Origin of the sequence: Pectobacterium aroidearum, from assembly GCF_041228105.1 — a bacterium.
Taxonomy (GTDB): Bacteria; Pseudomonadota; Gammaproteobacteria; order Enterobacterales; family Enterobacteriaceae; genus Pectobacterium; species Pectobacterium aroidearum.
Window position 1 is genome coordinate 763,865 of record NZ_CP166097.1, and the last position, 14,539, is coordinate 778,403.

The following is a 14,539-nucleotide window of genomic DNA, read 5'->3' on the forward strand; positions in this document are numbered from 1 at the left end:
ATGACGTTAATCTTCGTTAATTTTCACTCCTTATTCCTTTTACCTCTATGCCGGCCCCAATTCATTCAGGAATAATCCCAAAGCGCGCCAGCTCTGGCTTGACAAGGTTTTCATACCCTCCGTACACTCTTAAAGGTGGGATTTTGTGGGGTAAAGTGGTGAAAAAGGTTATGAAGGGGTAACTCAGGTATGTTTCGTGGGGCTACGCTGGTTAACCTCGACAGTAAAGGGCGCCTTGCTGTGCCTACCCGATACCGGGAAATGCTGAACGGGGAATCGCAAGGTCAAATGGTTTGCACCATTGACCTGCATCAGCCATGCCTGCTGCTTTATCCCTTACCTGAATGGGAAATTATTGAACAAAAGCTGTCTCGCTTATCGAGCATGAATCCAGCTGAACGCCGCGTCCAGCGGTTGTTATTGGGGCATGCCAGCGAGTGTCAAATGGATAGTGCAGGGCGTTTGTTGATTGCGAATACGTTAAGGCAGCATGCGGACCTTAAAAAAGAAGTGATGCTAGTCGGGCAGTTCAACAAGTTTGAACTGTGGGATGAACAGACTTGGTATCAACAGGTCAGGGATGATATTGACGCTGAACAATCGACTCAGGAACCTTTGTCTGACCGGTTGCAGGACCTATCGCTATAGTCATGCTGGAAAATTATAAACATACCACCGTCCTGTTGGATGAGGCAGTAAATGGCCTGAACATTCGCAGCGGCGGCATATACATCGACGGCACATTTGGCCGCGGTGGTCACTCTCGTCTGATTCTTTCCCAACTGGGGCCGGAAGGGCGTCTGTTAGCTATCGATCGCGATCCTCAGGCCATTGAAGCGGCCAAGGCGATCGACGATCCTCGTTTCTCTATTATTCACGGGCCGTTTTCCGCCATGGCGGAGTATGTGGCGGAACTCGGACTGACCGGGCAGATCGACGGTGTTCTGCTCGATCTTGGTGTTTCTTCCCCACAGCTTGATGACCCTGAACGTGGGTTTTCATTTATGCGCGACGGTCCGTTGGATATGCGCATGGATCCGACGCGCGGCTTATCCGCTGCCGAATGGCTGATGAAAGCGGAAGCGGACGACATTGTCTGGGTGTTGAAAACGTTCGGCGAAGAGCGTTTCGCCAAGCGTATTGCTCGCGCCATTGTAGAACGCAATCGCACTGAGCCGATGACGCGGACAAAGGAGCTGGCGGAATTGATCGCGGCTGCCAGCCCGGTGAGAGAAAAACATAAGCACCCGGCAACGCGCAGTTTTCAGGCGATCCGCATTTACATCAACAGCGAGCTGGAAGAGATCGAGCGTGCGCTAGAAGGCGCGTTAAGCGTACTGGCTCCGCAGGGACGTTTGTCGGTCATCAGCTTCCACTCGTTAGAAGATCGTATCGTAAAACGGTTTATTCGCCATCAAAGCCGTGGACCGCAGGTACCAGCTGGTTTGCCGTTAACGGAAGAGCAACTGCGAAGCCAGGGCGGGCAGACGTTAAAGGCCGTTGGAAAGAAATTGATGCCTTCGGAAGCTGAAGTAGCAGAAAACCCACGTGCGCGCAGTTCCGTGCTGCGGTTCGCTGAGAGATTGCCGGCATGATCGGTAACGAGCGGCATACTCTGGTCGGCGTCATCGGTGAGGATTTGCTGCGCAATGCAAAGCTCCCGGTGCTGCTGATGATTGCCGTACTGGTTTCTGCCGTTTTTGTGGTGACAACGGCGCATAAGACGCGCTTGCTGACCGCTGAACGTGAACAGCTTTTGCTGGAGCGTGATGCGTTGGATATCGAATGGCGAAATCTGATTCTGGAGGAGAACTCTCTCGGGGATCATAGCCGCGTTGAGCGGATCGCGACGGAAAAACTGCAAATGGGGCATGTCGATCCGTCACAGGAAAACATTGTGGTTAAGCAATGAACTAAATAGGCAACTAGTCAAGCATGAAAGCAGCCCGTACAGGAAAGTTAAAGCGCCAGGAAGATCAAGCCAGCTTTGTTAGCTGGCGTTTTGCGTTGCTTTGCGGCTGTATCCTGCTTGCGATGTTTGGCTTGATGGCGCGTGCGGCTTACCTTCAGGTGATCAATCCAGACAAACTGGTGCGCGAAGGCGATATGCGTTCCCTGCGTGTACAGGAAGTGCCGACGGCACGCGGTATGATCAGCGATCGCGCAGGCCGTCCTTTGGCCGTCAGTGTACCGGTGAATGCCGTTTGGGCGGATCCGAAAGAAGTGAACGATCGTGGCGGTATTACGTTGGATACGCGCTGGAAAGCACTGTCTGACGCGCTCGATATCCCGTTGGATCAGTTGGCCACGAAGATCAACGCTAACCCGAAAGGGCGCTTCGTGTACCTCGCTCGTCAGGTAAATCCAGCCATTGGCGAATACGTCCACAAACTGAAGCTGCCGGGTATTAATCTGCGGCAGGAATCTCGCCGGTATTACCCTTCCGGACAAGTGACCTCTCACCTCATCGGCTTCACCAATATCGATGGTCAGGGTATTGAAGGGGTCGAGAAAAGCTTTGATCGCTGGCTGACAGGGCAACCCGGTGAACGTACCGTGCGTAAAGACCGCTTTGGCCGCGTGATTGAAGATATCTCTTCTGTTGATAGCCAGGCTGCACATAATCTGGCGCTGAGCATTGATGAACGTCTGCAGGCGCTGGTTTACCGCGAACTCAACAACGCGGTTGCCTTTAACAAAGCTGAGTCAGGAACGGCCGTGCTGGTTGATGTGAATACCGGTGAAGTGCTGGCGATGGCGAATAGCCCGTCTTATAACCCGAACAATCTGGCGGATACGCCGAAAGAGATTATGCGTAACCGCGCCATCACCGATATCTTCGAACCGGGTTCTACGGTGAAACCGATGGTGGTGATGACGGCGTTGCAGCGCGGCGTCATCAAAGAAAATAGCGTGCTCAACACGCTGCCTTACTACGTCAACGGTCATGAAATCAAAGACGTGGCGCGCTACAGCGAATTGACGCTGACGGGCGTGCTACAGAAATCGAGTAACGTCGGTGTTTCCAGACTGGCGTTAGCGATGCCTTCCTCTGCGCTGGTAGATACTTACTCGCGCTTTGGATTAGGAAAAGCGACCAATTTGGGGTTGGTCGGAGAAAGCAGTGGCTTATACCCTCAAAAACAACGGTGGTCTGACATAGAGAGGGCCACCTTTTCTTTCGGCTACGGGCTGATGGTAACACCGTTACAGTTAGCGCGAGTCTACGCCACGATCGGCAGTTTCGGCATTTATCGTCCGCTGTCGATTACTAAAGTTGATCCACCTGTTCCTGGCGAACGCGTCTTCCCTGAAGCGCTGGTGCGTTCCGTGGTGCATATGATGGAAAGCGTTGCGCTGCCCGGCGGCGGCGGTACCAAAGCGGCCATCAAAGGCTACCGTATCGCGATTAAAACCGGTACGGCTAAAAAAGTCGGTCCGGATGGCAAGTACATCAATAAATATATTGCCTATACAGCGGGCGTGGCACCAGCCAGTAACCCACGTTTTGCTCTGGTTGTCGTGATCAACGATCCGCAGGCAGGGAAGTACTACGGCGGTGCAGTTTCTGCGCCAATCTTTGGCGCCATCATGGGTGGCGTTCTGCGTACGATGAATATCGAACCGGATGCGTTGCCGTCAGGCGACAAAAACGAGTTTGTAATTAATAGAGAAGAGGGATCAGGTGGCAGATCGTAATTTGCGCGATTTACTTGCGCCGTGGGTGCAAGATACCCCGGCGCGCGCGCTGCGGGAAATGACATTAGACAGCCGCGTTGCGGCTGCCGGGGATCTGTTTGTCGCGATTGTCGGGCACAAAACAGATGGACGGCGCTATATTCCGCAGGCAATTGCGCAAGGCGTAGCAGCGATCGTTGCTGAAGCAGAAGGTGAAGCTGCCGATGGCACCGTTCGCGAAATGCACGGCGTGCCAGTGGTCTATCTCAGTAATCTGAACCAGCGCCTTTCCGCGCTGGCAGGCCGTTTTTATCAGCAACCTGCGGAAAAGTTACAGCTGATTGGTGTAACAGGAACCAACGGAAAAACGACGACGACTCAGCTTCTGGCGCAGTGGAGTCAGGCGCTGGGCGAAACGAGCGCAGTGATGGGTACCGTAGGCAATGGCTTATTGGGCCGTGCGATTCCGGCAGAGAACACGACGGGTTCTGCTGTTGATGTTCAGCAGGTGCTGAGCCAGTTAGTCGATCAAGGTGCCACATTCGCTGCAATGGAAGTCTCTTCCCACGGGCTGGTGCAGCATCGCGTGGCGGCGTTGCCATTCGCGGCGGCGGTGTTCACTAACCTGAGCCGCGATCATCTTGATTACCACGGCGATATGGAAAGCTATGAAGCGGCCAAATGGGCGCTGTTCGCCGATCATCGCGTAGGGCAGATGATTATCAATGCCGATGATGAAGTTGGGCTGCGCTGGTTGGCAAAGTTGCCGGATGCGGTTGCTGTCACGATGGAGAACAATCTGGTCCCCGGCTGCCGTGGGCGCTGGCTGAAAGCGACACAGATTGATTACCACGACAACGGTGCCACGATTGCGTTTGATTCAAGCTGGGGGCACGGCGAAATCGAAAGTCGCCTGATGGGCGCGTTTAACGTCAGCAATATGCTGCTGGCGCTGGCAGCGCTGCTGTCTCTCGGCTATCCACTCGACAAGCTGGTCATTGCTGGGTCGCAGTTGCAACCCGTATGTGGCCGCATGGAAGTTTTCCATGCTGAAGGTAAACCAACGGTCGTTGTTGATTATGCCCACACGCCGGACGCGCTGGAAAAAGCGTTGGAAGCGGCGCGTTTGCACTGCCAGGGGAAACTTTGGTGCGTGTTTGGCTGCGGCGGCGATCGTGATAAAGGTAAGCGCCCACTTATGGGTGGCATCGCAGAACAGCTGGCCGATCGCGTTGTGGTGACTGATGATAACCCGCGCAGTGAAGAACCTCAGGCGATCGTCGCCGATATTCTCTCCGGGCTGCTGGATGCCGGGCGGGTTCAGGTGATTCACGGGCGTGCTGAAGCGGTCACCAGTGCGATCATGCAGGCGCAGGAAAATGATGTCGTGCTGGTTGCGGGTAAAGGGCACGAAGATTACCAACTGGTCGGCAATCAGCGTCTTGATTATTCCGATCGTATCACCGTTGCTCGTCTGCTGGGGGTGATTGCATGATTCGTGTCTCCCTGCAGCAGCTTGCCACAGTGCTGAATGCGCAGCTGATTGGTGAAAGCATTGATATTGAAGATGTTTCAACCGATACGCGTAAGTTGACGTCTGGCTGCCTGTTTGTCGCACTGAAAGGCGAAAAATTCGACGCGCATGATTACGCTGCGGATGCGGTAAAAGGCGGTGCGGCGGCTCTGTTAGTCAGTAAGCACTTACCTATTGATGTACCGCAATTGCTGGTGAGCGATACGCGTCTGGCGTTGGGGCAATTGGGTGCCTGGGTTCGCCAGCAGTCAACGGCGCGCGTAGTCGCACTGACCGGTTCTTCCGGCAAAACCTCGGTTAAAGAGATGACGGCGGCGATTCTGCGCCAGTGTGGTTCTGTGCTTTACACCGCCGGTAACTTCAATAACGACATCGGTGTGCCGCTCACGCTGTTGCGTCTGACAGCGGAACATCAGTTTGCGGTGATTGAACTGGGGGCAAATCACATTGGTGAGATTGCTTACACCACCGATCTGGTGCGGCCTGAAAGCGCGCTGGTTAATAATCTGGCCGCTGCACATCTGGAAGGTTTTGGTTCACTGGCTGGTGTAGCGCAGGCGAAAGGTGAGATTTTTGCCGGTTTGCCAGCAGACGGCGTGGCGATTGTGAATGCAGACAGCAATGATTTCCCGCACTGGCAGGTCACGCTGAATCATAAAACCGTCTGGCGTTTCTCGCCGCAGGCCGCTTGTGATATCGATTTTTTTGCCAGCGACGTAGACGTTTTGGCGCAGGGTACGCGTTTTACCCTGCACACGCCATTTGGTGAAACGCAGGTTCTGCTGCCTTTACCGGGTAAACACAATATCTCGAACGCACTGGCTGCGGCTTCGCTGGCGATGTCTGTCGGGGCGACGCTGGAAGCGGTCAAAGCCGGATTATCTCAACTTCAGGCGGTGCCGGGGCGACTGTTCCCGATAGCCTTGTCTGAAGGCAAGTTGCTGCTGGATGACAGCTATAACGCCAATGTGGGTTCCATGACGGCGGCGGCGCAGGTACTGGCGGAGATGCCGGGCTACCGCGTGATGGTCGTTGGTGATATGGGCGAACTGGGAGATGACGCTCCAGAATGCCATCGCCAGGTGGGCGAAGCGGCACGGGTTGCGGGCATCGATCGTGTATTAAGTGTGGGAACGTTAAGTGAATTGATCGGCACTGCCAGCGGCAATGGTGAGCATTTCCAGAATAAAGCCGCGCTGGTTTCACGTTTGAAGGTGCTGATGTCAGAACATAACGTCATCAGCGTATTGGTCAAAGGCTCACGCAGTGCTGCGATGGAGCAGGTTGTACATGCATTACAGGAGAATGCGCAATGTTAGTATGGCTGGCCGAACATTTGGCCAAACTTTATACCGGCTTTAACGTCTTTTCTTATTTGACGTTCCGCGCCATTGTCAGCCTGCTGACCGCATTGGTTATTTCCCTGTGGATGGGGCCGCACATGATCGCCTGGCTGCAACGTTTGCAGATTGGGCAGGTGGTGCGTAACGAAGGGCCTGAGTCACATTTCAGTAAGCGCGGAACCCCGACGATGGGGGGCGTGATGATCCTGGTGGCGATTATCGTTTCCGTTTTGATGTGGGCAAATCTGTCTAACCCGTATGTCTGGTGCGTACTGCTTGTGTTAGCAGGCTACGGCGCGGTCGGTTTTGTTGATGATTATCGCAAAGTCGTCCGTAAGGATACCAAGGGGCTGATTGCCCGCTGGAAATATTTCTGGCAATCCGTGATTGCGCTCGTGGTGGCGTTCTCCATGTATGCCATTGGCAAAGATACGCCTGCTACGCAGCTTGTTGTGCCGTTCTTCAAAGATGTGATGCCGCAGTTGGGTCTGCTCTATGTTGCGTTGGCCTACTTTGTGATTGTCGGCACCAGCAACGCGGTAAACCTGACTGATGGCCTGGATGGATTGGCAATCATGCCGACCGTGTTTGTGGCCGCTGGCTTCGCGCTGGTTGCATGGGCAACAGGGAATATGAATTTTGCTGGTTACCTGCACATTCCGTATATCCGTCATGCCAGTGAGCTGGTGATTGTCTGTACCGCGATTGTTGGCGCAGGGCTTGGGTTCCTGTGGTTTAACACCTATCCGGCTCAGGTCTTCATGGGGGACGTCGGGTCGCTGGCATTGGGCGGTGCGTTGGGTACTATCGCGGTTCTTCTGCGTCAGGAGTTTTTGTTGGTGATTATGGGCGGTGTCTTCGTGGTCGAAACACTGTCGGTGATTCTGCAAGTCGGGTCCTTTAAGTTACGTGGGCAGCGGATTTTCCGCATGGCGCCGATTCATCATCATTATGAACTTAAGGGCTGGCCGGAACCGCGCGTGATTGTGCGTTTCTGGATTATTTCGTTGATGCTGGTGCTGATTGGCCTGGCAACGCTGAAGGTACGATAAGACATGGTGGACTATCAGGGTAAAAAAGTCGTCATTATCGGGTTGGGTCTGACCGGACTCTCCTGTGTTGATTTCTTTGTCGCACGCGGTGTGATTCCGCGCGTGGTGGATACCCGTATCAGTCCGCCGGGTCTGGATAAGTTGCCGGAGCAGGTAGAGCGACACCTCGGCAGCCTGAATGAAGACTGGCTGATGAGCGCAGATTTGATCGTCGCCAGTCCCGGTGTTGCGTTGGCGACGCCGATTCTGTGTGATGCTGCCGACGCTGGTATTGAAATTGTCGGTGATATTGAGCTGTTCTGCCGTGAAGCGCAGGCTCCGATTGTGGCGATTACCGGTTCTAACGGTAAAAGCACGGTGACGACGCTGGTCGGTGAAATGGCGCGTGCCGCAGGCTGGCAAGTGGGGGTTGGCGGCAATATCGGCCTGCCTGCGCTGCAACTGCTTGAACAGCCCGCTCAGCTTTATGTATTGGAGCTGTCGAGTTTTCAACTGGAAACGACGAGCAGTCTGCACGCCGCTGCGGCAACCATTCTGAACGTGACGGAAGATCACACCAACCGTTATCCGTTTGGCCTACAGCAGTATCGGGCGGCCAAATTGCGTATTTATGAGCATGCCGATTTATGTGTTGTGAACGCTGATGATGCGCTGACTATGCCGGTTCGGGGAGCGGATGCGCGCTGCCGTAGTTTTGGTGTCGATGTCGGCGATTATCACCTTAATCGCCAGCAGGGAGAAACCTGGCTGCGGGTTGATGGTGAACGCGTGCTTAACACCCGTGAAATCAAGCTGGTCGGGCAGCACAATTATACGAATGCATTGGCGGCGCTGGCGCTGGCGGATGCCGTGAAGATCCCGCGGGCTTCTGCGCTGACGGCGCTGACGACGTTTACCGGGCTGCCGCATCGTTTTCAAATGGCCTTCGAGCATAACGGCGTGCGGTGGATCAACGATTCTAAAGCCACCAATGTGGGCAGCACTGAGGCCGCATTGAGCGGCTTAGCCGTCGAAGGCACGTTGCACCTGCTGTTAGGCGGTGATGGGAAATCTGCCGATTTCTCGCCGCTGGTGCCGTATTTACAGGGTGAGTGCATTCGTTTGTATTGCTTCGGTCGTGATGGACAGCAGTTGGCTGCGTTGCGCCCGGAAATTGCTGAACAAACAGAAACGATGGAGCAGGCGATGCGCGTCATTGCCGAACGCGTTAAGCCGGGTGATATGGTGTTACTGTCCCCAGCCTGCGCAAGTTTGGATCAGTTCCGTAGTTTTGAACAGCGAGGCGATGAGTTTGCTCGTCTGGCGGAGGAGTTAGGCTGATGCGGTTCTTCGGGCAGGCGTTTATCGAACGCATCAAGAACTGGGTTATGGGAACGCGCGAAAGCGATACGCTGAGCGTGGTTCTCTACGACAGGACGCTGGTGTGGTTGACGCTTGGGCTGGCCGTGATTGGTTTTGTGATGGTGACGTCGGCTTCGATGCCTGTAGGGCAACGTCTTGCCAGTGACCCATTCCTGTTTGCGAAGCGCGATGCGATTTATATCGGGTTGGCATTTGGCTTGTCGTTAGTCACGCTGCGTATCCCGATGGAGATATGGCAACGTTACAGCCCGGTGCTGCTCTTGCTGGCGATGGTTATGCTGTTGGTCGTGCTTGCTGTGGGTAGCTCTGTCAACGGCGCATCCCGCTGGATTTCGCTGGGGCCGTTGCGTATTCAGCCTGCGGAGCTATCTAAGCTGGCGCTGTTTTGTTACCTGTCCAGCTACATGGTGCGCAAAGTTGAAGAAGTGAGGAATAACTTCTGGGGCTTTTGCAAACCGATGGGCGTGATGGTGGTGCTGGCGGTGCTGCTGTTGGCACAGCCTGACCTCGGTACTGTGGTTGTACTGTTTATTACGACACTGGCGATGTTGTTTTTGGCTGGTGCCAAAATGTGGCAGTTTCTGGCAATTATCGGCTGTGGCGTGTTTGCCGTTGGCCTGCTGATTGTCGCTGAGCCTTACCGTATGCGGCGTGTGACGTCTTTCTGGAATCCATGGGACGATCCGTTTGGCAGTGGCTACCAGTTGACGCAATCCCTGATGGCATTTGGGCGTGGCGAATTCTGGGGACAAGGGCTGGGGAATTCAGTACAGAAACTGGAATATCTCCCAGAAGCACATACCGATTTCATTTTCTCTATTTTAGGTGAGGAACTCGGCTATATCGGTGTGGTTTTAGCGTTGTTAATGATATTCTTCGTCGCTTTTCGCGCGATGTCTATCGGGAAGCGGGCGTTGGAGATCGATCAGCGTTTTTCGGGCTTTCTGGCGTGTTCAATCGGTATCTGGTTCAGCTTTCAGACGCTGGTGAACGTAGGCGCGGCGGCGGGGATGCTACCGACGAAAGGGCTGACGTTGCCGCTGATCAGTTACGGCGGTTCCAGTTTGCTGATTATGTCGACGGCGATTGTTTTGCTGTTACGCATTGATTTTGAAACGCGTCTGACGAAAGCGCAGGCGTTTACGAGAGGTGCCCGATGAGTGGCGAAGGCAAGCGTTTGATGGTGATGGCTGGCGGTACGGGCGGGCATGTTTTCCCCGGTCTGGCGGTTGCACACCACCTGATGGCGCAGGGCTGGCAGGTTCGCTGGTTAGGTACGGCGGATCGCATGGAAGCCGATTTGGTGCCTAAGCATGGTATCGAAATTGATTTTATCCGCATTTCTGGCTTGCGTGGTAAAGGCATTTGGGCGCAGCTAAGCGCTCCGATTCGTATTTTTCAGGCAGTGCGTCAGGCGCGGGCGATTATGCGCCGTTACCAGCCTGATGTGGTGCTGGGTATGGGCGGTTACGTTTCCGGCCCCGGAGGCCTGGCTGCCTGGCTGTGCGGCATCCCGGTTGTACTGCATGAGCAGAACGGGATCGCTGGGCTGACCAACCGCTGGTTATCCCACATCGCAAAAAAAGTATTACAGGCGTTTCCGGGGGCGTTTCCCAAAGCGGATGTTGTGGGTAACCCGGTCAGAACCGATGTGCTGGCGTTGCCTGCGCCGGAAACACGATTAGCCGATCGCTCAGGCCCTGTGAGGGTGCTGGTTGTTGGCGGTAGTCAGGGCGCAAGAGTGCTGAACCAAACGCTACCTGGCGTGGCGGCACAGTTGGGCGAGCATGTGACGATTTGGCATCAGGTCGGTAAAGGTGCGTTATCAACCGTTCAACAGGCTTATCAGGATGTTGGACAGACGCAGCACAAGATTACCGAGTTTATTGATGACATGGCGGCAGCTTATGCCTGGGCGGATGTTGTGGTGTGCCGTTCTGGCGCATTAACCGTCAGCGAAATTGCGGCGGCTGGGCTACCCGCGCTGTTTGTGCCGTTCCAGCATAAAGATCGGCAGCAGTATTGGAACGCGCTGCCGTTGGAAAAAGCGGGTGCAGCAAAAATTATTGAGCAGCCACAGTTTAACGTGGCGGCTGTCAGCGAGGTGCTGTCCGGTTGGGATCGCGCAACCTTGCTGACAATGGCGCAAAAAGCCCGCGCAGTGGCGATTCCAGATGCAACCGATCGGGTTGCTGCGGAAGTCAGTGCAGCGGCAGGTAGTCGGGCCACACATGTGGCTCATGGTTAATTAATACAGCGTGGTCGGGCAGAAGGCTGTGCGACGACGCTACAAGGTAGCGATAGAATAAAGTGAATACTCAACAACTGGCGAAACTACGTTCAATCGTGCCCGAGATGCATCGCGTCCGGCACATACACTTTGTCGGCATCGGCGGTGCTGGCATGGGTGGTATCGCCGAAGTGTTGGCCAACGAAGGTTATGAAATTAGCGGTTCCGATCTGGCACCGAATGCGGTGACCCAGCAACTGACCGAACTTGGCGCGCAGATTTATTTCCACCACCGTGCGGAGAACGTTCTGAACGCCAGCGTGGTGGTGGTGTCGAGTGCGATTACTGCGGATAACCCTGAGATCGTGGCCGCGCATGACGCACGTATTCCGGTGATCCGTCGTGCCGAGATGTTGGCGGAACTGATGCGTTTTCGTCACGGTATTGCGATTGCGGGGACGCACGGTAAGACGACGACGACAGCGATGGTCACCAGTATTTACGCGGAAGCGGGACTGGATCCGACGTTTGTGAACGGTGGGTTGGTGAAGGCGGCGGGAACGCATGCGCGTTTGGGCTCAAGTCGTTACCTGATTGCGGAAGCAGATGAAAGCGATGCGTCTTTCCTGCATTTGCAGCCGATGGTGGCGATTGTGACTAACATTGAAGCCGACCATATGGACACCTATCAGGGTGATTTTGAGAACCTGAAGCAGACGTTCATCAATTTCCTGCACAACCTGCCGTTTTACGGGCAGGCCGTGATGTGTATTGATGATGCGGTAATCCGTGAGCTGCTGCCACGCGTGGGTCGTCATATCACCACGTATGGCTTTAGCGACGATGCCGATGTCCGTGTTTCAGGGTATCGCCAGGTTGGTGCGCAGGGGCACTTTACGCTGGAGCGGAAAGATAAGCCGCTGCTAACCGTCACGTTAAATGCGCCGGGGCGTCACAATGCGCTTAACGCGGCGGCGGCGGTTGCCGTGGCGACCGATGAAGGCATTGATGATGAGGCGATTCTGCGCGCGCTTGAGCGTTTCCAAGGCACGGGGCGTCGTTTTGATTTTCTCGGTGAATATCCGCTTGAACTGGTGAATGGACAAAGCGGTACGGCGATGTTGGTGGATGATTACGGCCACCACCCGACGGAAGTCGATGCCACGATTAAGGCTGCTCGCGCCGGGTGGCCGGATAAGCGACTGGTCATGATTTTTCAGCCACATCGCTATACGCGAACCCGCGATCTGTATGACGATTTTGCACACGTATTATCACAGGTAGACGTGCTGCTGATGCTGGATGTGTATTCCGCAGGCGAATCGCCGATTCCGGGGGCGGACAGCCGTTCGCTGTGCCGTACGATTCGCGGCAGAGGTAAGATTGATCCGATTCTGGTGACGGATGTGGATACTTTACCGGAACTGTTGTCACAGGCGCTGCGAGGTGAAGACCTGATTTTGGTTCAGGGTGCCGGCAACATCGGTAAACTGGCGCGTAAACTGGCTGATTCCAGATTACAGCCGCAGATAAGTGAATGAGGAACATCATGACTGAGAAAGTTGCTGTATTGCTTGGTGGAACCTCTGCCGAACGTGAAGTGTCGTTACTTTCCGGTCAGGCGGTTTTGGCTGGTCTGAAAGAAGCAGGCATCAATGCGCACGCGGTTGATACCCGTGACGTCTCTGTGACGACGCTGAAGGAAGAAGGCTTTACCAAAATTTTTATCGCCTTGCATGGTCGTGGTGGCGAAGATGGCACATTGCAGGGCGTGCTGGAATTCCTAGGGTTGCCTTATACCGGTAGCGGCGTCATGGCATCTGCACTTACGATGGATAAGCTCCGCACCAAACAGGTGTGGCAAGCGGTGGGATTACCGGTATCACCTTACGTGGCGCTGGATCGCCGCCAGTATTCCGAGATGGCGGCAAACGCGTTGTTGGCGACGTTCACGCACCTCGGGTTGCCGCTGATCGTCAAGCCAAGCCGTGAAGGTTCCAGCGTTGGTATGAGCAAAGTGAATACGCTGAGCGAACTGCCTGCGGCACTGGAAGAAGCATTCCGTCATGATGACGATATTCTGGTCGAGAAATGGCTGAGTGGCCCTGAGTATACGGTTGCTATTCTGGGTGATGAGGTGTTGCCTTCTATTCGTATTCAGCCTGCGGGTACGTTTTACGATTATGAAGCGAAGTATTTATCGGATGATACGCAGTATTTCTGTCCGAGTGGTCTGTCGGACGAGAAAGAGCAGGAATTAGCGGGGCTGGCTATGGCAGCCTATCGTGCGGTGGGATGCAGCGGGTGGGGACGCGTTGATTTTATGCTGGATAGCGACGGCGCCTTCTATCTGCTCGAAGTAAATACGTCTCCGGGAATGACGAGCCACAGCCTGGTTCCTATGGCAGCGCGTCAGCGTGGCTTGACGTTCTCGCAGCTGGTCGTGAAAATTTTGGAGCTCGCTGGCTGATATGTCGCAGGCAGCGCTGAATACACGCGGACGAGAGCCTGAAACGAAAGGAACACGTCGCAGTAATGGAGGCCAATTGGCAGGGATGATTTTCCTGCTGATGGTGATAGGGACTATCGTCTGGGGAAGCTGGATGGTGGTGGGGTGGATGAAAGATGCCAGCCGTTTACCGCTCTCCCGCATGGCAGTAACAGGGGAAAGACAGTACACCACCAACGATGATATCCGGCAGGCTATTTTGTCGTTGGGGTCGCCGGGCACATTCATGACACAAGATGTGAATGTGATCCAGCAGCAGATTGAGCGTTTGTCATGGATAAAGCAGGCCAGCGTGCGTAAGCAGTGGCCGGACGAATTAAAGATTCATCTGGTTGAATATGTTCCGGTAGCACGTTGGAATGATCAGCTAATGGTTGATGCGGAAGGAAATTCGTTCAGTGTACCTGCCGAACGTATTGGTAATCGCAAGATGCCGTTGCTGTACGGCCCGGAAGGCAGTGAGACCGAAGTGCTGGAAGGCTATCGCACAATGAGTCAGACGCTAGCCGCCGGGAAGTTTACGTTAAAGACGGTTGCGATGAGTGCGCGGCATTCGTGGCAACTGGGATTAGATGATGATACTCGCCTTGAATTGGGGCGAGACGATAGAGCCAAACGTCTGCAACGCTTTATCGAGCTTTATCCGCTGTTACAGCGGCAGGCTCAGAGCGAAAACAAACGTATCAGCCATGTGGACTTGCGGTATGACAGCGGGGCTGCAATTGGTTGGGCTCCAGCCTTGCTTGATCAGCAAAATGTTGATCGGCAACGAGTTGGTCAGCAATAAGACATTGATCAGCAACAGAACAGTAACCAGAAACAGGCACAGGC

The 14,539-nt window shown here is 54.6% G+C and carries 13 protein-coding genes; all 13 read left to right on the forward strand.

The window, feature by feature from the left end; translation table 11 throughout:
* Positions 1 to 189 precede the first annotated feature (189 nt).
* The 13 genes from mraZ (at position 190) to ftsQ (ending at position 14,495) form a co-directional block, all read left to right on the forward strand.
* On the forward strand, positions 190 to 648 hold the full coding sequence (gene mraZ, locus AB8809_RS03460) for a division/cell wall cluster transcriptional repressor MraZ (RefSeq protein WP_015841733.1): 459 nt from the start codon (positions 190 to 192) through the stop codon (positions 646 to 648).
* Between the two features lie 2 nt (positions 649 to 650).
* The gene (rsmH, locus tag AB8809_RS03465; protein ID WP_015841732.1) at positions 651 to 1,595 is read left to right on the forward strand and encodes a 16S rRNA (cytosine(1402)-N(4))-methyltransferase RsmH; all 945 of its coding nucleotides are present in this window, start codon (positions 651 to 653) and stop codon (positions 1,593 to 1,595) included.
* Positions 1,592 to 1,912, forward strand: coding sequence for a cell division protein FtsL (gene ftsL, locus AB8809_RS03470; protein WP_014916655.1), 321 nt, complete (start codon positions 1,592 to 1,594; stop codon positions 1,910 to 1,912). Before rsmH ends, ftsL begins: the two co-directional genes overlap by 4 nt.
* Before the next feature lie 23 nt (positions 1,913 to 1,935).
* Positions 1,936 to 3,699 (forward strand): peptidoglycan glycosyltransferase FtsI, encoded by a 1,764-nt coding sequence (locus AB8809_RS03475; RefSeq protein WP_180778509.1) that lies wholly within the window; start codon positions 1,936 to 1,938, stop codon positions 3,697 to 3,699.
* Positions 3,686 to 5,173: a UDP-N-acetylmuramoyl-L-alanyl-D-glutamate--2,6-diaminopimelate ligase gene (gene murE / locus AB8809_RS03480; protein WP_181845849.1), complete on the forward strand. Its 1,488-nt coding sequence runs from the start codon at positions 3,686 to 3,688 to the stop codon at positions 5,171 to 5,173. Before AB8809_RS03475 ends, murE begins: the two co-directional genes overlap by 14 nt.
* Complete coding sequence (gene murF, locus AB8809_RS03485) at positions 5,170 to 6,531, forward strand: UDP-N-acetylmuramoyl-tripeptide--D-alanyl-D-alanine ligase (RefSeq protein ID WP_194431096.1); 1,362 nt, start codon at positions 5,170 to 5,172, stop codon at positions 6,529 to 6,531. Before murE ends, murF begins: the two co-directional genes overlap by 4 nt.
* Complete coding sequence (gene mraY, locus AB8809_RS03490) at positions 6,525 to 7,607, forward strand: phospho-N-acetylmuramoyl-pentapeptide-transferase (protein ID WP_015841728.1); 1,083 nt, start codon at positions 6,525 to 6,527, stop codon at positions 7,605 to 7,607. The genes murF and mraY overlap by 7 nt, the downstream gene beginning before the upstream one ends.
* A 3-nt stretch (positions 7,608 to 7,610) precedes the next feature.
* The gene (murD, locus tag AB8809_RS03495; protein ID WP_181847199.1) at positions 7,611 to 8,927 is read left to right on the forward strand and encodes a UDP-N-acetylmuramoyl-L-alanine--D-glutamate ligase; all 1,317 of its coding nucleotides are present in this window, start codon (positions 7,611 to 7,613) and stop codon (positions 8,925 to 8,927) included.
* Positions 8,927 to 10,129, forward strand: a complete 1,203-nt coding sequence (gene ftsW, locus AB8809_RS03500; protein WP_015841726.1) for a cell division protein FtsW — start codon at positions 8,927 to 8,929, stop codon at positions 10,127 to 10,129. The genes murD and ftsW overlap by 1 nt, the downstream gene beginning before the upstream one ends.
* Positions 10,126 to 11,217: an undecaprenyldiphospho-muramoylpentapeptide beta-N-acetylglucosaminyltransferase gene (murG, locus tag AB8809_RS03505; protein ID WP_182100549.1), complete on the forward strand. Its 1,092-nt coding sequence runs from the start codon at positions 10,126 to 10,128 to the stop codon at positions 11,215 to 11,217. The genes ftsW and murG overlap by 4 nt, the downstream gene beginning before the upstream one ends.
* Positions 11,218 to 11,279: 62 nt before the next feature.
* On the forward strand, positions 11,280 to 12,740 hold the full coding sequence (gene murC, locus AB8809_RS03510) for a UDP-N-acetylmuramate--L-alanine ligase (RefSeq protein ID WP_015841724.1): 1,461 nt from the start codon (positions 11,280 to 11,282) through the stop codon (positions 12,738 to 12,740).
* A gap of 8 nt (positions 12,741 to 12,748) precedes the next feature.
* Positions 12,749 to 13,669 carry a D-alanine--D-alanine ligase gene (locus tag AB8809_RS03515; protein ID WP_181847198.1) on the forward strand — a complete coding sequence of 307 codons (921 nt, stop codon included), beginning with the start codon at positions 12,749 to 12,751 and terminating at the stop codon, positions 13,667 to 13,669.
* Position 13,670: 1 nt separating this feature from the next.
* Positions 13,671 to 14,495 carry a cell division protein FtsQ gene (gene ftsQ, locus AB8809_RS03520; protein ID WP_015841722.1) on the forward strand — a complete coding sequence of 275 codons (825 nt, stop codon included), beginning with the start codon at positions 13,671 to 13,673 and terminating at the stop codon, positions 14,493 to 14,495.
* Positions 14,496 to 14,539: the final 44 nt, after the last annotated feature.

Bases quoted from the DNA above. Each gene is read 5' to 3' on its own strand.
- AB8809_RS03515 (WP_181847198.1), top strand. From the start codon at position 12,749: ATGACTGAGAAAGTTGCTGTATTGCTTGGTGGAACCTCTGCCGAACGT.
- murD (WP_181847199.1), top strand. From the start codon at position 7,611: ATGGTGGACTATCAGGGTAAAAAAGTCGTCATTATCGGGTTGGGTCTG.
- ftsW (WP_015841726.1), top strand. From the start codon at position 8,927: ATGCGGTTCTTCGGGCAGGCGTTTATCGAACGCATCAAGAACTGGGTT.
- mraY (WP_015841728.1), top strand. From the start codon at position 6,525: ATGTTAGTATGGCTGGCCGAACATTTGGCCAAACTTTATACCGGCTTT.
- murF (WP_194431096.1), top strand. From the start codon at position 5,170: ATGATTCGTGTCTCCCTGCAGCAGCTTGCCACAGTGCTGAATGCGCAG.
- murG (WP_182100549.1), top strand. From the start codon at position 10,126: ATGAGTGGCGAAGGCAAGCGTTTGATGGTGATGGCTGGCGGTACGGGC.
- ftsL (WP_014916655.1), top strand. From the start codon at position 1,592: ATGATCGGTAACGAGCGGCATACTCTGGTCGGCGTCATCGGTGAGGAT.
- rsmH (WP_015841732.1), top strand. From the start codon at position 651: ATGCTGGAAAATTATAAACATACCACCGTCCTGTTGGATGAGGCAGTA.
- AB8809_RS03475 (WP_180778509.1), top strand. From the start codon at position 1,936: ATGAAAGCAGCCCGTACAGGAAAGTTAAAGCGCCAGGAAGATCAAGCC.
- ftsQ (WP_015841722.1), top strand. From the start codon at position 13,671: ATGTCGCAGGCAGCGCTGAATACACGCGGACGAGAGCCTGAAACGAAA.
- mraZ (WP_015841733.1), top strand. From the start codon at position 190: ATGTTTCGTGGGGCTACGCTGGTTAACCTCGACAGTAAAGGGCGCCTT.